This is a genomic window from Algoriphagus ratkowskyi (assembly GCF_002150505.1).
Taxonomy (GTDB): domain Bacteria; phylum Bacteroidota; class Bacteroidia; order Cytophagales; family Cyclobacteriaceae; genus Algoriphagus; species Algoriphagus ratkowskyi.
Map to the genome: position 1 here is coordinate 69,390 of NZ_MSSV01000016.1, position 19,623 is coordinate 89,012.

Here is a 19,623-nt window from a genome sequence, read left to right on the forward strand (position 1 = left end):
TAACTATCATGTCTGAAAAATTACCAGGAATCAAACTTTTTGACCTAAGCGGAAAAGCAGCTATTATCACCGGTGGCTCGAAAGGTCTAGGCTTAGCCATGGCGGAGGGACTTGCTTCAGCTGGATCGAATGTGATGCTAGTAAGTAGAACACTGAAAGAAGCTGAGGAATCAGCTAAGAGAATCTCTGAATTATATGGAGTGAAAGCAATAGCTTTTGAAGCGGATGTAGTGGATAAGGATCAGACAGAAGCCATGGCAAAAGCGGCTTTTGATGCCTTTGGAAGTATAGATATTCTGATCAATAGTGCAGGAATCAATATTCGCGGTGCGATCGATGAATTGCAACTGGAAGAATTCAGCAAAGTGATGGATATCAATGTTACTGGAACTTGGCTTTGCTGTAAGGCTGTCACCCCCTATATGAAGGAAGCTGGCAAGGGAAGCATTATCAATTTAGCCAGCACCTTGGGATTGGTTGGACTATCAAATAGAACTCCGTATGCATCTAGCAAAGGAGCAGTAGTTCAGATGACTAGAGCGCTTGGTTTGGAGTTTGCACCATTCAATATCACGGTGAATGCGATCTGTCCTGGGCCATTTTTGACGGAAATGAATTTGCCGATTGCTGATACAGAAGAAGGGAAGAAATTTATTGTGGGTGCTACTGCACTTGGCAGATGGGGGAGAATGGAAGAAATCCAGGGAGCAGCCATTTACCTGGCTTCAGCTGCAGGAACGTACATGGTGGGCTCGATGCTGACTGTAGATGGGGGATGGACAGCGAGGTAGTTTGAGATAAATGATGTCTAGTGGCGGCGCGCCGGCACAGCGTTTTGTTAATACTTTATAAATCAGAGACTCTCAAAATCTCTTAGGATGGCAAATCCTCGGATAGTCCTTCGGAATTACAAATTCAAAAGAACAGAAAATCACAAGTAATTAGTCTTGTGATTTTTTGTTTTTAAGTCTTTCAAGTGAATTCTCAGCATAGTTTCTATACCACTCTATTTCGCAGGAAGATGCGTATTCTTCATATTCCCTAATCATCATATCCGGATCTGATTTTCTGATTTTTGCTTCTAAAACAGTTAGTTTTTTTGCCCAATATGAATGCATTTGATGAATAAGTTTGACCGTATCGATCGGATCATTTACTTCTATAGGAATACCGTAGAAATCAATTATCGATTTTATCACGGGTAAATACTTATCATCAAAATTCTCTTCGGTGTCTGTGAGGAGTTCAGCGTATTCTTTCAGATTTATTAGCCTATAATTCTCGGTAGCAATATGACTGTTGTTCAGCGCTTGAATTGACCAGGTAAGCGCTTTTTCAATTTTGGAAAGCATTCTGTTACTTCGTATTAGTAGATTCAGCGCAAGAAAATATAGTGAAGGCTTGTCTTCCGGTTCCATATTCTCCACCACAATTTCAAAATGGGCAATAGCATGTTCATAGTTTCCCGCTTCCCAGTAAATATGAGCAATTTGATTATTCTGAATAATCTTTAGAACCTCGGCATCATATGAACCTTTGACGCCTTCGATGTAGTCATTTATAAGGGTTATTTTATCTGGAAGTTTTGTTTCATTCCCAAAGAGTTTTAAAATAAGTTCTGCCGGAAAAATATCTTTTTGAAGTTGTTCTCGGTTCATTTTGACTGAAGTTTCTTATTGATTCTAAAAGAATTGGAGATAAAGTAAATTAAAGGGAGAAAAAGAAATGCTAAAGCAATGGGCAGAAACCAGTCTCCTAATCCTTCTTGATTACCATAGGCAACTTGAATGTTTTTAAAAACTATAAATCCAAAAATCACTACTAATATCATTTTTAGATATCGTATCATTCGTGTCATATTCCTGTACTGAACCAGAGCGCTTACTCCAGTAATTTCAACTGGATAGTTAAAGATTTCTGGGAATCTATTCAGGAAGGTCAATCCGAAAAAAGTAAATGTTGACATGATCGGTACGAGGAATAAGTTTGCCTTTCCGCCAAATCTATCTGGCAAACCCTCTGCATTAAAATGGACAGGAATAGAATCCGGAAGGCTGGAATAGTGTGAGATTACCAATCCCCAAAGTGCTAAAATCGCCAATGAGCCGAGCATTTCCAGCATTATATCTGCTGGGCCAAGTTTTAATTTGAGTTGTGGTCTTTCTGACATCTTTTGAATTTCTGCTTTTGATATGTAGTTAGCATATCTAATAGCCGTAACATTAAAGTCGCTTTTACCAGCTTCCGCCACCACCGCCACCAAATCCACCTCCAGATGATCCTCCGCCTCCAGATCCTCCAGAACTTGAAGGAGAACTTACCATAGTTGATTGGGTTGATTTGATGGAGTTAGTGAATGACTTGGAAAAATGATTCATTGACATAATTCTACCTGTGGAGGAATTATACCAAGTAGGAGGTTGGAGATTAAGCCCATCGAATTTTTTTGCCCATTTGTCAAACATTCCGAAGGCCAAAGCATAGCTCATCGTGGTCTCGAAGTAAGTGGGATCTTCTTTGAGTAGCATTTTGAGTTTGTTCTCTTCAGCTACTTTGATAAACTGCTTGAAGCCTTTTAGCTCAGAAAGAATCATGGTCCCTTCTATATTCTTCTTAATCATAAATTGACTTATGATGATTAAGAAAATAAAAGAGCCTCCTACAGCTATGGCAGCTAATATTCCCCAATAGAAAAGGAATGTAGGCACTAGGATGAACATCAATAGGATTAAACCGATGATGGTGTAATTCTTGATTTGGCGAGACTTATTGACATAGTATATCTGAGCAGCATCTTTTAAGCCTTCTCGTGCAGTGGCCATCGTAGTATAGAATTTTTCCTTAAGGCTACTGACCAATAACTCTGTTTTTCCAGCAAATAAACCATTGAAAAGCTGAGTCTGATATAATGGAGCATCTGTTTCAATGTCTTTCAATTTGATGAGTTTGGTGTCGTCCTGTGCAAACCAGCCTTTTTTATCGATCTCCTCAATCGTCAGGTAGCCTAGAGAAGCCCAATAAGGAATAAGTGAAATCAAATCTGCCGTATCTCCCGAATCATCTATCAAATAACCCACCATTGCAGGATCCATTCCTTTTGGCGGGTAATAGCTCGTGGTGGTGGTGGCATGGTCGTCTTTACCATGCTTTTTCCAAATAAAATAAAAGCTAAAATAGACCAAGGGTAGAATCAAAGTCCATCCATATTCAGTCCAAAATGGCCAGACAGGTTTTATTTCCTTGATAGATTTCAGTGGTAATTTCAATAAAACAGTAACTGCTTCACCACCAAACGACACCACATCAGGTTTACTTTTTCCAGAGTAAATTCCATTAGAATACGAGGTTTCAAAGTCTGTTGCTGGGATGTCAGAGCCAATTTCGCCAGTATACATGAAGTAGTCTCCCTCAGCTAAGGTGACTCCATTAGGCATATGAACCCGAAATTCGATTTTATTGAAAGGAGCGTACCAATCACTAGGCTTGATATTCCAATAAAAGTGGATGGCTTCTTCATCGTGGATGAATGCATTCTCAACTCTATACCTGATTTCGTATTGCTGCGTCCCTTCTAAAGTCACATCCGCATCGCCGATTTTGATTCGTGCATTTTTAGAGAATTTCTGTCCAAAGGCAGAAGGCGCATCAAATTGGTGATTAGGTACTTCGATGTTACTAAGTTTGATTTGACGTTTCTCCTCTCTGTCTTTTTCGCTTAGAAAATCATAGGAAAGCAAAATATCCCTGAATATTCCATGCTTCGGTTCTTCAAAATAAATATCGTACTTCTCGACGACGTCAAAGTAGCCTTCCTTGTGAAGTGTAATATTCACAACATAGCTCGTGACCGTAAAATCTTGTGCATGGGATACTAGCTGCGCAAAAAGTAAGAGAAATAGAAGGGTAAATTTTTTCATACTACTGCTATTGTACCTGCAAAGCTCATGTGAATTTCTTGTTTTTAGACTAAAATATGTGAGTTTGATTATGCGCAATTAAAAGAGAAAAAAGCATCATAAAATAATCTACAATTAGCATTTTAGGCCATTTCGGTCATTCGTCTTCGGCCTACCGTCCAGTAAATAAAAGAAAATAAGGTTACTTGCAAATTTGCGGATTACCTCATTAAGTGAAGCTCACTTTTACATTTTCACGGCTTTCTATTTCAGCCTCGAAATATTCAAAATGCTGGTAATTGAACATGCCGGCAACAATAACTGCTGGGAAGCTTTCGCCATAAGTGTTATTCTCCCGAACAGTGCCATTATAATACCGTCTGGCTCGTTCCAGGTTTTCCTCGATCTCATTCAGTTTATCCTGAAGCTGTAGAAAATTAGTATTTGCTTTTAGATCAGGATATGCTTCACTCAGCGCAAAAATACTTCTCAGTGTTTGCTGAAGCTGATTTTCTGCCTTGATCTGCGCATTGATGTCATCTGATGGTACAGACATAGCTGCATTTCTAGCTTGAATCACTGCCTCGAGCGTTTCTTTTTCGTGGCTTGCATAGCCCTTTACAGTTTCTACAAGATTTGGAATAAGGTCATAACGTCTCTTGAGTGCCACATCAATGTTACTCCAACCGTCTTTTACAGTATTCTTGTTTTTTACAAATTGATTATAAATACCAATTAGTATGATACTCAGAAATAAAATAATTCCAGCAATAATGAGAAGTGGTAGCATAATGAGTTGAATTTGAAATAAGGTGGACTTGAAATATCAAAAAAGGAAAATAGGTTAGAGCTTCGGTATCCTAAAGTTTTTCGTTTTCAAAATACCACCTTTTTTTCAGAATTCAAGAGAATCAGAATAATGCAATATGATTATCCGCAAACATGCCAGTAACCTTGTTTTCACAGTTTGACTAGCGAGAAGACCGAGGGCGGCTGACCGATGTATATGCAATCTTGGTGTTTGCCATATTAGAAGTTGCTTTTAGTCTTTTACTTGCGCAAAAGCATTTATACATATAATTCACTCTTGATAACTTAATCATACGCTAATGCAGTGATGGATTATATAACTATTGCTATGGAACACCTATTATAGGAAGTCGATTTTATCGTAAACGCCAACAGTCATAGTTATTATCAATAGGATTTTCAATTACATGCGTTTTTCATTTGCTATATTAGCTTTCATAATAAATTGAAAAATAAATTTTTATAAGATGAGCGATAAAGAAAACGGAGACAATTACACAGATCCTGTGTGGGATGTAAATGATAGTTCGGCCAAGTGCCCTTTTACCAGTGGATCAATTCATCAGACTGCAGGTGGTGGAACAAAAAACCGCGACTGGTGGCCAAATATGTTAAATTTGAATATTCTGCGTCAGCATTCTTCGAAGTCTAATCCTCTGGGTCCAGACTTTAACTATGCGGAGGAATTTAAGAAATTGGATTTAGCTGCGGTGAAGAAAGATCTTGCTGATCTAATGACTGATTCTCAGGACTGGTGGCCAGCAGATTTCGGGCATTACGGTCCATTTTTCGTCCGAATGGCCTGGCACAGTGCAGGCACTTACCGTATCGCTGATGGTAGAGGTGGGGCAGGTTCTGGTTCCCAGCGTTTTGCGCCGCTTAATAGCTGGCCTGATAATGCCAACCTTGACAAAGCCCGTTACTTACTTTGGCCGATCAAGCAAAAATATGGCAACAAGCTTTCTTGGGCGGATTTGTTGATCCTAGCGGGAAATGTCTCTTTGGAGACGATGGGATTGGAAACCTTCGGTTTTGCCGGCGGTCGTGTGGATGTGTGGGAGCCAGAGGAAGATATATACTGGGGATCTGAGGGAGAATGGCTTGGCGATCAGGAACGATATGCAAGTGAAGGTGAAGATAGAGAATTGGAAAATCCACTAGGTGCTTCTCATATGGGATTAATCTATGTGAATCCAGAAGGGCCAAAAGGTGAGCCAGATCCAATCGGGGCAGCGCATGATATTCGCGAGACTTTTGGCCGAATGGCTATGAATGATGAGGAAACTGTAGCCTTGATCGCTGGCGGTCATACCTTTGGGAAAACTCACGGTATGGCAGATCCAGGAGATTTTGTAGGTCACGAGCCACAGGGTGCAGGAATTGAAGAGATGGGATTGGGTTGGAAAAGTTCTTTTGGAAAGGGACACTCAGGAGACACGATTACATCTGGTCTTGAAGTTACTTGGACTCAGACACCTACGAAATGGGATAATACTTTCTTTGAAAATTTATTCGGATTCGATTGGGAATTGACTAAAAGCCCAGCGGGTGCACATCAGTGGACACCTAAAGCAGGAGGCGGCGCAGGTACTGTTCCTGATGCTTTTGATCAAGCTAAATCACAGGCGCCAGGTATGTTGACGACAGATTTGGCATTGAGAGAAGATCCAGCATACGAAAAGATTTCTAGGCGGTTTTTTGAAAATCCATCTGAGTTTACAGAGGCTTTCTCTAGAGCTTGGTACAAATTAACTCACAGAGATATGGGACCTATTCAGCGTTACTTAGGCCCAGAAGTTCCTGCTGAAGAATTGATCTGGCAAGATCCGATCCCAACAGTTTCTCATGAATTAGTGAATGAGCATGATGTAGCTTCGCTAAAAGGGAAAGTGCTGGATTCTGGACTTACGATATCTGAGTTGGTTTCTACAGCATGGGCTTCTGCTTCTACTTTCCGTGGATCAGATATGCGTGGAGGTGCCAATGGTGCGAGAGTTAGACTTTCTCCACAGAAATATTGGGAAGTAAACAATCCATCTCAGCTTGGAAAAGTAATCGATAAACTGGAAACTATTCAGAAGGAATTCAATGCTCAGGCTGGTGGAAAGCAGATTTCTTTGGCTGACATGATTGTATTGGCAGGATGTGCTGGTGTAGAAAAAGCAGCGAAAAATGCTGGAAGTGACATCCACGTTCCTTTCACTCCTGGGCGTGGAGATGCTTCTCAAGCTCAAACTGATGTAGCTTCTTTTGCGGCTATGGAGCCGGGAGCTGATGGATTCCGTAATTATTTCAGACCTGCACATAATGCTTCAGCAGAAGAAATGCTTATTGATCGTGCGCAATTACTGAAACTTACTCCTCCAGAAATGACTGTTCTTATTGGTGGACTTCGAGTGATCGGTACCAACTATGATGGATCTAGACACGGTATGTTCACTTCCACTCCAGGTGCTTTGACCAATGATTTCTTCCTTAATATCTTGGATATGGGTATTACTTGGAAAGCAGCGGATAAAGGGCAGCATGCATTCTTAGGATCAGATCGCAAGTCTGGTCAGGTTAAATGGACTGGAACTAGAGCTGATTTGATCTTCGGGTCGAATTCTGAGCTTAGAGCATTGTCTGAGTTTTATGCAGCTTCTGATTCACAGGATAAGTTTGTGAAGGACTTCGTGGCAGCATGGGATAAGGTGATGATGCTTGATCGTTACGATCTGGCTTAAGTCGAATCTTTAAATAGATAGAGAATAGGTGATCTGGAAACGGGTCACCTTTTTTTATTTTTTTTAACTGCTGGGATTACAGAGTTTTTCGTAGGAACATAAATAAAGAAGGTGTTTTTAGCCCACGAAGTGCACAAAGAATCACGAAAAGGTTGGTCGCCTTGTTGACCGGAGTTGAATTTTGTCAGGATGAGCAGAGTCGAAGAGTGTCAGGTTGAGCGGAGTCGAAACCTTGTATTCTACTTTTAACAGATACTAATTACTAAGCTTTTTAGAAAAATCAGGCTTTATCAATCGCTTGGCTACATTCACATCTATGAAGTCCTCCAGTTCTCGCATTGAAATAACTGTGAAATCATTTTCCTTGAGGTACTGCAAATATCCCTTAAAAAGCTCTGGTAGCGTATTCACCCAAGGATGCTCGATATCGGGAACGCCGTGAATTGTCAGAACTACAATTTTCCCATCCTCGGCTTGATTAAAAGCTTTCATGATCTCAGCTTTGTTCGTCTCATCCGTCGCCCAACTAGGAATCAAAAATGGATGATCCTTCACGGGATCATATACTCTGCTACCTCCAGCGCGCGCAAAGACGTACTCTTTTTCTCCCAAAAACGCTAAAGACTGAGCGTTCAATCCATAACCAGGATAGGCGAAGTTAGTGGGTTTTGGAATTCCCAGAGAGTCACATTTGGATTCAATGTATGTGAGCTGATGGTTGAATTCTGCCTGTGATAATTTACTGACATTGGAATGGGTATGGGTGTGATTTGCGATCTCAAAACCCATCTTGTCCAATTCTTGAATCTGGCGCCAATTCATGTATAAGGTGCTGTCCGAATAATTAGGTTGAAACTCACAGACGAAGAAAGTACCACCAAATCCATATTCCATCAACATAGGAGCTACGATAGTATAATGACTCGCCGGTGCATCGTCAAAGGTCAACACAACCAACTTGTCTGGAATCGGTTGTTTAATGATTTGGGCATGGCTAGTGAAAATAGAGAGAAAAGCAAAAAATAAGATTATGAGTTTTGCATGATCGTTTGTTTTTGGAGAAATGAAAGTTAGCCAATCAGGGGATTTACTATGTGGTTAAAACTTATTCTTCCTTTTTTTCACAAATGAGTAATTATCTCTATTTGTACCGATTAGCCAATTGATTAAGCACTTTAATTGCCTTTTCCGAATCCTTAATATCCACAAATATGTGATCGTGATAATAACCAGCGACGACATTACAGCTTATGTCATTTTTCGCTAATTCAGTTGAAAAAAGTGCTGTTAATCCAACGGCCTCCAGTGAGGAGTGAATCATCAGTGTAATCCAAGAAGATACGTATTGATAGGATAGATTTAGCTCATCCGCTCTTTGCCGTTCGACGATAATAGTGGTTCCTTCACTTTCCTTGAATTCACAAATCGTGTCGGCACGGTCAATTTCATTTATGTTTTCTATTGTGGCAAATACGTATTCCCCTTCATTCAGTTTTGGGGTCATTCCTTTAATTAATTGGGCTAATCTTGTTTCTCCTGTCATTTAAGTCAGTATATATTTTAAATGAATTTATGTTTCTGAGGGCTTTAATTTAGAAGCTTTACCAATTCTTAATTTACGACCAACGTAATCAGATAAATGACACTAATAGCCGTCACGGACATAATCAGCGTTCCCAGACTGTGTGTTTGATTGCCTTGCTTGATGGATAATCCGGAGAGTTGGGTGACTGCCCAGAAGAAACTGTCATTGGCATGGGAGATCGCCATGGCTCCAGCTCCTGTAGCTAGTACTGCAAATACACGCATGGTTTCTGTGTCGAGTCCCAGAGAGCCTAGTAATGGAGCGACAATGGATGCGGTAGTGATCATCGCTACTGTTGAAGATCCCTGAGCTGTCTTCAGCGCAAAGGCAATTAAGAAAGGAAGGAAGATCCCCCAACTCGCCCCGCTCATGCTGCTGCTGACCATATCGCCGATTCCTGAGTTTTGAAGCATTTTCCCAAATACTCCTCCTGCACCCGTAATCAGAATTACTGGAGCAGCAATCAGGATTGCTTCACCCAACCAGCCACTAGAAGAAAGTAATTTAGCATCGAATTTCTTAGGTAATGAAAAGGCTAGAAAAGCTCCTAATAATAAGGCGATCACGGGACTTCCTGCAAATTGCATAACCGTATAAAAAGTACCTTCTCCCAGTGGTTTGGTGGGATACTTTGCAATGGAAGCTACAATGATCAAGATCAGTGGTACAATTACTGGCAAGAAGGAAGCAAAAGCTGAGGGTCTATTTTTGATGTCAATTTCCTCAGTATTCACTGCCATTTTTGGAGTCAAAGGAATTTTGTAGGCCACTTTTTTCACAAATATATAGCTGGGAATCAAGGCGATAATACTGACGATAAGTCCGTAAAAAATAATCATTCCAAGATCTGCCTCATAGATTCCTGCCGTAGCAATAGGGCCTGGAGTAGGAGGGACGAGTGAGTGCGAGGCCGTAGCACCTAAAGCTAGCGCGATAGTGGTGGCAGCGTAGGGAACTTTACTCTTCAACGAAAGCGACTTACTGATCGGATTCATCATGATAAAGGTGCTGTCTCCAAAGACCGGAATTGAAAGGATATATCCTGATATCATCATGGAAAGCGTCACTGACTTTTCTCCAATCCACTTCAGGATTTTTTCAGCTATAACTAGTGCTCCACCTGTTTTTTCCAAAAACACGCCCATCATCACACCTAGCAATATCAATAATCCTATACTTCCCAGCACTCCTCCAAAACCTTCAGAAATGGATTGTAAGATTAATTCCCCTGGCATACCTACAAGCAGACCATAGAGTATGGCTCCACAAAAAAGTGCAAGAAATGGGTGGATGTCGAATTTGACGATGGCAATAAGAATCAGTGCCAAGGCAAAAAGGATAATCAGTAGCGTGAGCATTTTGGGTTAGGTTGGGTTTAAAAAAGGGATTGAATAGATTGGTTTTCAAACCTTCAAGCTAAAAATTAGGGAAAAAAGCGGAATAATAATGCGCAGCACTCGTTTAGCTTTCCAATTGTTTGTTGAACGGCTTCTTAAAGGATGAATATTTGGTATTTTAGCCGATTCAAAATTATTTTTAAAACATAACCTCTTTACATGCGCTTATTTTCACTAGTAGGATTGCTGTTAATCGCTGTGATTTTCGCTTCCTGCACCACCACTCCTAAAAAGGAAGGGATCTTCATGATTTTACCTAGCCCTAGTTCGGTTGTGATTTCAGGAATTTCTGAATTGTCTGCTTCTGACGTTGAAGGGCTAGTAGATCAAGCTAAATCGGATTATATTTCTGGTAAAGCACTCCAGGAATCTGTAGACAAGTCTGTGACTTTTACACTTGATACCAGTTTAGACCTGAAGGCAGAAGGGTACACACTTGAGATTTCCGAAGATCATATTGATATTTCAGCTTCTAGCAAAGAAGGACTTTGGTATGGTGTGATCACGCTAGGTCAACTGGTGGAAGATGCACTAGATCAGGATGCGGCCATACCTTTGATCTCTGTGAAAGACGAACCTGCACTTCAGTACCGTGCGATTCAGCTCGATGTGAAGCATCATTTGGAAAAGAAGGAATACTATTACGAACTGATGGATCGCTTGGCTGATCAGAAAATCAACGGGATAATTCTTGAAATAGAGGACAAGTTGGCTTTTGTGAAACAGCCAAAAGTAGGTTCTGCAGATGCCTGGTCTATTGCAGAATGGAAGGAGCTGAGCGAGTATGCCATGGCTAGAAATATTAGAATTTCACCTTTGGTACAAGGTCTAGGACATGCTTCTTTTATACTAAAACATGAAGAATATAAGGATCTCCGGGATGATCTAACAAACGACTGGGCTTTTAATCCTCTGGATGAACGCACATACGAAGTGCAATTTGATTTGTATTCTGATGCACTAGCCGCATTTCCTTTTGCGCAATACTTACATGTAGGCGGAGATGAAGTGCATACTACAGGTAGAGGGAGTGGGAAATCAGATTTGGAATTGCAATTGACTTGGTTGAATAGAGTTAGTAAGTATGCAGAAGAACACAATGTTACTCCGATTTTTTGGGACGATATGCCTCTTCAAAATGCTGGGGTTTATGGATCGATTTTCAATCGAAAACTAACAGAGGCACAGGTGGATAGTATTTGGACTGTGAATGAGCCTAATCTCAATAAGTATGTGGATTTGTTCCCTAAAAATTGCATTTACATGCGTTGGAATTATGAAATGCCCGAGACCCATGGGAATAATCGTGCCATGAAGTGGTTCACTGATCATGGTTTCCAAGTGATGGGAGCTACAGCAGGGCAAACACGTTGGGTTCTTATGCCACTCGAAGAAAGCAATACAGCAAATATTCGGGATTTTGCAAAGATTTCTATAGATAATAAGGCGGAAGGTTTGCTGCTAACACTTTGGGATGATGATTCTCCACATTTTGAATTGTATCAAAGAGGAATCTCCATTTTTGCTGAATATACATGGTCAGGCGAAAAACGAAGCTCAGAAGAACTTAATTCAGCCTTTAGACAACGAACTTTTGGAAGTGAGTTGGCTGCCTCAGACTATGCCTTTATTAATGACTTGGAAGCGCCAGTTGCTTTTTGGAAAAATGCCTTGCTAGATTCTAGAGATAGAAATCGATTGAAAAGAATGGAAAATCCTATGCAGGATGCTGTTTTGACTTTGCCGGAGGCAGATTCCCCTGGCGAATGGTCCGAGAGAAATAAAGAGAAACTAGCGAAGGCCAGAGAGAGTCAGCAAATGGTGGATTCTGTTTTGGTTAAAATTGCAGCTTCTAAAAAGGTGGCTTTACGCAATACCTACACGCTTGAAGTCTATGAGCAGGTGGCAAAGGTTACTCAGTTTTCTAACAAGTCTTTACTTCTTCTAGCGGAATGGGACTTAGCAAAAACAGTTGAAGAGAGGGATGCTACTAAGGACAAATTATTGAGTCTTGAAGGTGAATGGAAATCTCAGATGGGGGAGTTGGAAAAAGTTTATGGAAAAACTAGAGTACTTGACAAGCCTGCTGAATACATCTTGGATCAAGATCACCATGCGCATCTAGCGAATCAGGCAGTTAAGTTTTCGGACTGGCAATTCTATGTGGAGAACTTGTTTATCCAAAAAATCAAGGAAGGTAATAGCTTTGAGATGACTGGTGATTTGAAGAATAAATAAGGTAGAATATGACTTTTGAGGTTTTCAGAACCTCGAAAGTCTTATATTCTGCACTTTTGCTAGCCACCAAGGTCACAAAATTTGGCAAGGTAGGTTGTCCTGCTTCTCCAGAAGCAGGACTTCTTTTTGATTGCTGAACTTAACTTTCATTAAATTCTAAACTAGGAGGAAACTTTATTCACCAAACGTTCCGATGGAACGAATAAGCTTAAATCCATTCCTTTTCTACAAAAGTATTGTACCGCTGGAAGAGAATTGAGCTTGGTATTTACTACTCACAAAACTTACAACTAACGACATTTAATATCTCACTATTTGTCACCTAAAAACTACTCATTAAAGAAAGGTTTCATCTCGTTATGGATGTGCTCTCTGAGTGCTTTTAGCTTGATTGCATACTCTTCCAATTTTTTCTCTTGATCTGTTTCTGGTATCCAAGGCTTCACCTCTTGAGGATTACCATTCTCATCTACAGATACAAAAATGATGATGCAGTGCGTCTTTTTCTCAAACTCTTTGTGACCAAAATCTCTAGAATAAACCTCCACCATGATGTGTATGCTGGAGCTTCCGGTGTAGATCACAGCGCATTCCACTTTGATTACCTCACCGATATTGATAGGCTTATAGAAGCGGATACCGCCGACATAGACAGTCACGCAGTAGGATTCTGACCAAGTTCGAGCGCAGGTATAAGCCGCCTGATCAATCCATTTCATCACCACACCTCCATGTACTTTGCCACCAAAATTGATATCTGAAGGTTCTGAGATAAACTGGAAGGAGGTTTTATGTGAGGTGTCCATAGGTTTGAGTGATCTTTAAAAGTTGCTAAGCTAAGGTAAATTTCGGTTTACTGAAGGATATAGAGGAAGTCCAGAGCTGTTACATTAGATTGCTGCACCTCCTTTTAGGATAGCCTTAAATGTATTTTTCGCCCTTCCTTCACTATTATCTCAATAATTTCTACAACGTCTTTCTCGGAAGTTCTGAAATTCACAAAACAAGCTCGCAGGCAATACTTGTCAAAGACTACGGCATTAGATAAAAAGACTTCTCCACCAGATTGCAAATCATTTACCAGATGCTCATTTAATTGATTCAGATACTCCTCTTCTAGAGTGTTCTCTAGCGGAATATATCTGAGCGTAGTGATGCTTAAATTTTGCGAAACAGCTTCCAACTCTGGGTGGTTGTCGGCTAGGTGGTATAACATTTCTGATAGCTCAATGTCCTCACGGATTAATTTTTCATAGCCACGTCGACCTAACTGCTGTAGGGTGAGCCAGACTTTTAAGGCTCGAAATCCACGGGAGTTTTGTAATCCATATTCATAAAAGTTTTGAGCTACACCTTCACCGTTATTACTGAAGTTGTAATATTCTGGGTGCGAACTAAAAGTGTCTATTAAATGCTGTGGATTTTTCACCAAAGCACACCCAGCTTCGAGCGGGCAATAAAGCCATTTATGAGGGTCTAGTGCAATTGAATCTGCATCTTTCATCCCTTCAAAGAGAGGACTGAGCTCAGGGATGATCGCAGCGGGAGCACCATAAGCTCCGTCAATATGAAACCATAGATCGTATTTCTTACAAATAGCTGATAGTTCACTCAGATTATCCACGACACCAGTGCTCACATCGCCAGCGGTGCCAATAACCATCAAGGGTAAACAATCATTTTCTAAATCGTTTTTAATCGATGTTTCTAAGGCCTGAGTATCCATCCTATTGGATGGGTCGGTTTTTATCCATCGTATCGAGTTGGAGCCTAAACCAAATAGAATAGCTGCCTTTTCAATCCAGGTATGTGTAGTTTTAGAGCAGTAAACGGTCAGTTTCTTCGACGAACTTCCTACCCCATCATCTTTAATACTCATGGGTGCCTTAGCTGTTCTTGCGGCCAAGAATCCGGTGAAATTTGCCATGTTTCCACCACTGACTAAAAGCCCACCATAATCAGATGAAAGGCCAATAAATTCTGCCAACCATCCAACCGTTTGTTTTTCAATTTCAGTAGCAATAGGGCTTAAAATATGTGCTCCAACGTTTGGATTGACAGCAGCAGCTAGCAAATCGGCTAAGGCTCCAATAGGGGCTGGAGAGGAAGTAATGTATCCTAGGAATTTAGGGTGTCCGTTAAATAAGGAGTGGTTAAATAATAGCTCGGTAGATTTAGAAATTAACTCTTCCGCATCCTGACCATTTTCAGGTATAGGAAGATTGCCAACTAATTTCTGTAATAGAATTGGGCTTTCATGTGGAGTAACAAGTTTCTGATCAATTGACTCAAAAAATTCCGCAATATCATCGATTAACTGATGGCCTATTTTTCGAAATTCCTCTGGGTTCATTTCGATGGACGATTTCCTTATTTTAGTCATGATTTTGCTTTTTAACTTCTTCGCTCCAATTGTATAAAAAAATAGAAAGGGATTAACTCGAACCTTCTTTTACAATAGTAAGATACTTAATAAATAGAATAGCAGTTTGGATACATATCCAAACTGCTATTTGCTTTCAAAAAATAGTTAAATCTAAATAGCATAAGCTCATAAAGATATGTGCCAAAGTATATCTCATAGTTGCCTGTTTGTAGGGAATGTTGATTTAAGCCATTTTAAAAGTATTGATGGTATTAATTTATAGAGGAATGCTTGAAAATGAATCGAATAAATCTCCTTCTTACTTGATATATGAACTCAATAAAAATCTCTTTTTTGGAGGGATAGCTTTGCTGCTTGCAGCGATTTTCAAGAGCTCTTGATTTTTATCTTTAGCAAAAACCAATTGGAATAAATCGGCTACTGAGATACTATTCTCAGGTCGCTCAACTAGAATAAATTCATCATTAACGTCCACATAACCATCTTCTAAAATACTGAGATAGGTCCCACCAAAGCCATGTTGGATAAATTGCTTGATGACATGTTGTGTCCCAAACTTATAACCGAATTTATAACAAGGTTCACGATATTGAGAGATCTGTACCAAGGTTTCGCCTACTTTATAAATATCACCGAGGTAAACTGCTGTTTCGTCAAAACCTGAAACTGTCAGGTTTTCTCCAAACATGCCCCAAGACCAATCTAAATCTGGGTATAGCTGTTTCCAATACGGATATTGCTCTGCAGAAAAGATGTAGCAGGCTTTGTAATATCCTCCATGATTTAGTCTGTTGGATACCTCATCGTTGATGACATCGTTTTTTGTTAAGTAAATGGGCTTGCCTGTAGGTGTTTTATAAATCCCGGTTGTTTCTTCTTTTCCATTCCAGATAAAGCTGGTAGGCTTTCCAATATTGGTAGAAATGATTTTCATAAACTTTTTTTTAAGCTCGATGATTATTGGTTAATGCTTCGCAAACTTCTATTAGAATCAAGACCAATATTCGGATAATATCAGTAAGACTTATAGTGAAAATAGGTATTCAGTTCAGTTAAAATTGCTTAGTTTGAATTTAGAGTTTTTCAAATCATTAACTTGTCAATCATTGATTATGAGAATTTTTTCGACTCATCAGTTATTGAGTTTCAAAATTTTAAATCGCCTGGTAGCAGCACACAATAAGTAAATAAAATCATATGCGGTGTACGGGGTTTGCTATATTATCTAGTTGTTATTTCTGCTTTTAAATTGATTGTATTGACGGTTTTCCCCTCTTTCAAGTCATTTAAAATCCAAGAATACTTGTTTTGACCTTCTTTCAAGCTCCAATTTCTTTTAGGATCAGCTAGTAGTTTTTTTATACTTTGTGGAAAGGCATTAGCTGCACGTGCATCTTCCCAAGTCCTAATTGTTTTGAAAATAGCCTCTTTCTCAGGACAACTTTCCACATCCTTTTGATTCAGAATCAGGCTGTACGTCGTTCCAAGACCAACAGATATAGCTTGTATATGTTCGTATTGTTCAGCTGTTGATTGAGCATTAATAGCGAAATTTGCTCCCATGCCTACCGGGAAAAAATTGGCAAAAGTAACATCTCTAAGGTCTTTGCCCTGGCTTGTGGTGCTACCCCATTCACGTGTTTCGACATCATAGAGATTTTTGCCACCACCCACATTCCAGATACTTTGATAATGCCATGAACCTTCCGATAAGGTGGCACCTGTAAAACGAATAGGAGGAATACCAAGTTCTTCAGCCCGTTCAAACATCTTGCGAAAAAAACGCTTCGCCGAATAATAGCCATGTCCATTATTAAACAAAAATTCTTGCCCATCAAAATCATAATAACCGAGCCCGTTAATGAAACTAACATCGGCATAGTATTCGGCGATTTTGTCCTGAAGCTGCATATTGGGAATTAACCCATCATAGCCATAATTCAGTGTAACTTGAAGCTTATAAATAGTGTCATTGGTTTGATGGCTAGCAGCTGTTGTTCCCCAGTATCCGCGTTTTACATTCAAAAGTCTGTAAGGTTCTTCTTCGGAAACTCCTAAATAATGAATTAACTCCTTACCGATTTTAATCATATTTAGGCTCTCGGCATGTCCTTCCCAACTGGCTATTTCTTCTAAGTGTCTCGGATTATCCACGAAAATTATCGTGTCGCTTGGACTAATACTATTTGTGAGTAAGCGTTTTTGCTGATACCACACACTGTCACTAGGTATGGGGCTTGCGTCTTTAGTACCAGGAGCCAGCGCATTGGTTATCGGAGTTCTTCCGATGGTGATCCCATGTTTTGCAGCCATCTCCGCAAACTCCTTATGTGATTTATTTCCAGCGGTTAATTTTATCGGTTTTTGGGCGAAATCTTTCCCGTCTATATACCCTTCATTTCCTCGGTCTGGCTTTAGAAAACCTTGGTCGTAAAGACTAATCGCCTTAAAACCCAACCTAGCTGCATAAGATATTATACTATCATTTAAGTTTCCACTGGCAAAGGCATCCGGCACAAAGGCGCTAGGATCTTTCACCCATTTCCCATCAATCGTGGGATAGGGTAATCCCTCTTTCAATACAATCTCCTGAATAACATCCAGCAATGCACTGCTATCTGCGCTGCCCCAGAGTGCAATGGATGAACCTATATAATCTATCCCAGGTAATGGCTGAACTTGCAGGTGATTTGGTGTATTGGCTGCCATATTGGGAATAAGAGAGTAATAAACCTCTCTTTCAAATGTCCTGTCTCTGGAGTGGTAATTAATAGAAACCTGGCCTTTTTCATCGACTACCGCAGAGTTGCCATACATGATTCTATAGTAGGGTTCTTTATGTGCGTAAAAGGCCACATCGCTGATTCCATCTCCTCCGAGCGTGAAAATTTGACCCTCATGCAAAGATTCCGGGAGTGGGTAGAATTCTGGGTCAGGCGAATGAATTATATACTGAAAAGGCGCTGCGTCGGCTATAGTTTCAGAAGTGCCTCCAATCGTATTGTCATCGAGCGCAAGCATACCAATGGCATAATTGACCAGTTCACTTGTGTCTCGAGCAACTCCAATGATTTCTCCAAATAGTTTTGTGATATTCGTGTGATAGGGACCCCATTGAATGCCATCAATTCCATTTCGTGGACTAAGAGACTCAAGTGTGAATTTTAGGTATTTTTCCTCAGAAGACAAAAGGATTTTAGCAACTGAACCGTTGGAATACTTAAGTGAAATCGAGTTGTCAGATTTACTAAATGTCGAACTTACAGGTTCATGGTATTCTTTCTTTTTCCCATCATAAAGCTGCATAAGTGGCGATGGTTTCTCCAAAGGGCTAAATTCTCGATAGGGTTCTTTCGTGATATCCATCATGCTAGTGATAAAGCCATTAGCATTGATTTCTATTTTGAAATACTCGGTAGTAAAACTTGCGTTCTTTTCATTTGAACAAGTGTAAAATGAAAATGCAATCAGCAGTAAAACTATAATTCTTGCCAGTCTTTTTTTAATGGGAAAATTACCATTCATGATGTTAAATAGGTTGGGATTCTGTTGTTGTTGAGGTTTCAAACTATCTTAATTTGTGCATAATTACAAAATTTATAATGTGCACATAGAGCCTCTTAACTTGCAAAGGCTTTGGAAAAGTACATCATCATAATTTCACTAAAAACTTAAATTTCGCCAGGATTCGAATTGTTTTTCTTCTCCAAAAGCAGGACTTGTTCTATGGAATAGGTCGGTAAACTTTTCCAAAGTTCTAAACTTTGGAAAAGTTACACGCAGGTTTTTTCCTTTGCCTGTACTTCCTTTTAGCTAGTATCAATCTATATCTAAGATCATCGTAAAATAAACTCATCAACAGAATTAGAGCTGCAACTATCAAGGTGTTCAATTTCCAATCAGCTTTGGAATACAGAAAACCACCAATTAGCCCGCCTAAGAAGAAAAAGGAGATAATATAAATTCGTAATCTGATATTCGCTTTCAGTTTTTCTCTTTTAGGATATGATTTTGGGAAAAATAATTGGGAAATATCAATTCCCAAATCCGTAAAAAGTCCTGTAAGGTGTGTTGTTCTAACTATGGCATTGGAGATTTTTGTTACAAAAGAGTTTTGTAATCCCATTGCGAAGAGCAACAAACAGATGATAAGGTCAGGATATTCTATGGTAATGAAATAACCTAGTAGGGGGATTGAAATCAAGATTAAACTTTCAATGACAGTGGGTAACACAAAAACGTTGAGTTTTCCATTTTCTTTGAACTTCTCGATCAGAAAGCTGGATGAAAATGAGCCGAAGAGAAAGGAGAGAATGTAGAGGAAATAGATTGTCCCTTTCCAAAAATTAAAGCTTGCGACATCGTAAATAAACAGCGCAAAATGTCCGGTTACGTTAGTAGTTAACTGTTGAAACGCTAAAAAGCCCGTGACATTAACGATACCAGCTACAAGCGATAAAATGGTAGCGATTTGCAGATTATGTTTAGCAGTTCTGCTTTTGCCTTGATGTCTAAACATTCAGAAATTTGTTGCTTTGTTTTTCTCAAAGTACGGTGTAACGCAATAATTTTTAATTCTATAGCA

The 19,623-nt window shown here is 39.8% G+C and carries 15 protein-coding genes; 3 read left to right on the forward strand and 12 right to left on the reverse strand.

Going from position 1 to position 19,623, the window contains the following annotated elements; all coding sequences use genetic code 11:
• Positions 1-8: 8 nt before the first annotated feature.
• Positions 9-791, forward strand: coding sequence for an SDR family NAD(P)-dependent oxidoreductase (locus BVH02_RS15865; RefSeq protein WP_086502447.1), 783 nt, complete (start codon positions 9-11; stop codon positions 789-791).
• Positions 792-941: 150 nt separating this feature from the next.
• On the opposite strand, the gene BVH02_RS15870 is transcribed toward BVH02_RS15865, so the two are convergent.
• From BVH02_RS15870 to BVH02_RS15885, 4 genes are all read right to left on the reverse strand, one after another.
• Positions 942-1,658: a hypothetical protein gene (locus BVH02_RS15870; RefSeq protein ID WP_086502448.1), complete on the reverse strand. Its 717-nt coding sequence runs from the start codon at positions 1,656-1,658 to the stop codon at positions 942-944.
• Positions 1,655-2,170 carry a DUF1648 domain-containing protein gene (locus tag BVH02_RS15875; protein ID WP_086502530.1) on the reverse strand — a complete coding sequence of 172 codons (516 nt, stop codon included), beginning with the start codon at positions 2,168-2,170 and terminating at the stop codon, positions 1,655-1,657. Before BVH02_RS15875 ends, BVH02_RS15870 begins: the two co-directional genes overlap by 4 nt.
• A gap of 64 nt (positions 2,171-2,234) precedes the next feature.
• Complete coding sequence (locus BVH02_RS15880; protein ID WP_086502449.1) at positions 2,235-3,917, reverse strand: DUF2207 domain-containing protein; 1,683 nt, start codon at positions 3,915-3,917, stop codon at positions 2,235-2,237.
• Positions 3,918-4,125: 208 nt separating this feature from the next.
• Positions 4,126-4,686 (reverse strand): LemA family protein, encoded by a 561-nt coding sequence (locus tag BVH02_RS15885; RefSeq protein WP_086502450.1) that lies wholly within the window; start codon positions 4,684-4,686, stop codon positions 4,126-4,128.
• Positions 4,687-5,173: 487 nt separating this feature from the next.
• Between BVH02_RS15885 and katG the strand changes: the two genes are divergently transcribed.
• Positions 5,174-7,432, forward strand: a complete 2,259-nt coding sequence (katG, locus tag BVH02_RS15890; RefSeq protein ID WP_086502451.1) for a catalase/peroxidase HPI — start codon at positions 5,174-5,176, stop codon at positions 7,430-7,432.
• Positions 7,433-7,687: 255 nt separating this feature from the next.
• Here the strand turns inward: katG and BVH02_RS15895 are convergent, their stop codons facing one another.
• From BVH02_RS15895 to BVH02_RS15905, 3 genes are all read right to left on the reverse strand, one after another.
• Entirely contained in the window at positions 7,688-8,497 is an 810-nt protein-coding gene (locus BVH02_RS15895) for a polysaccharide deacetylase family protein (RefSeq protein WP_394363991.1), read from the reverse strand.
• A gap of 76 nt (positions 8,498-8,573) precedes the next feature.
• Complete coding sequence (locus tag BVH02_RS15900) at positions 8,574-8,975, reverse strand: ACT domain-containing protein (RefSeq protein ID WP_086502453.1); 402 nt, start codon at positions 8,973-8,975, stop codon at positions 8,574-8,576.
• 68 nt (positions 8,976-9,043) lie between these two features.
• The gene (locus BVH02_RS15905; protein ID WP_086502454.1) at positions 9,044-10,375 is read right to left on the reverse strand and encodes a GntP family permease; all 1,332 of its coding nucleotides are present in this window, start codon (positions 10,373-10,375) and stop codon (positions 9,044-9,046) included.
• 198 nt (positions 10,376-10,573) lie between these two features.
• On the opposite strand from BVH02_RS15905, the gene BVH02_RS15910 reads away from it, so the two are divergent.
• A complete protein-coding gene (locus BVH02_RS15910) occupies positions 10,574-12,652 on the forward strand; it encodes a family 20 glycosylhydrolase (RefSeq protein ID WP_086502455.1) in 2,079 nt (692 codons plus the stop codon).
• Between the two features lie 329 nt (positions 12,653-12,981).
• Here BVH02_RS15910 and BVH02_RS15915 read toward each other — a convergent pair whose 3' ends face one another.
• The 5 genes from BVH02_RS15915 to BVH02_RS15935 all read right to left on the reverse strand — a co-directional run bounded on the left by BVH02_RS15915 (position 12,982) and on the right by BVH02_RS15935 (position 19,557).
• Positions 12,982-13,458: an acyl-CoA thioesterase gene (locus BVH02_RS15915; protein WP_086502456.1), complete on the reverse strand. Its 477-nt coding sequence runs from the start codon at positions 13,456-13,458 to the stop codon at positions 12,982-12,984.
• A 104-nt stretch (positions 13,459-13,562) separates the two neighbouring features.
• Positions 13,563-15,035, reverse strand: coding sequence for a pyridoxal phosphate-dependent decarboxylase family protein (locus BVH02_RS15920; protein ID WP_086502457.1), 1,473 nt, complete (start codon positions 15,033-15,035; stop codon positions 13,563-13,565).
• Between the two features lie 301 nt (positions 15,036-15,336).
• Complete coding sequence (locus tag BVH02_RS15925) at positions 15,337-15,972, reverse strand: MOSC domain-containing protein (RefSeq protein ID WP_086502458.1); 636 nt, start codon at positions 15,970-15,972, stop codon at positions 15,337-15,339.
• Positions 15,973-16,259: 287 nt separating this feature from the next.
• Positions 16,260-18,605: a hypothetical protein gene (locus tag BVH02_RS15930; RefSeq protein WP_205635744.1), complete on the reverse strand. Its 2,346-nt coding sequence runs from the start codon at positions 18,603-18,605 to the stop codon at positions 16,260-16,262.
• 190 nt (positions 18,606-18,795) lie between these two features.
• Complete coding sequence (locus BVH02_RS15935) at positions 18,796-19,557, reverse strand: YoaK family protein (RefSeq protein WP_086502460.1); 762 nt, start codon at positions 19,555-19,557, stop codon at positions 18,796-18,798.
• Between the last annotated feature and the right edge of the window lie 66 nt (positions 19,558-19,623).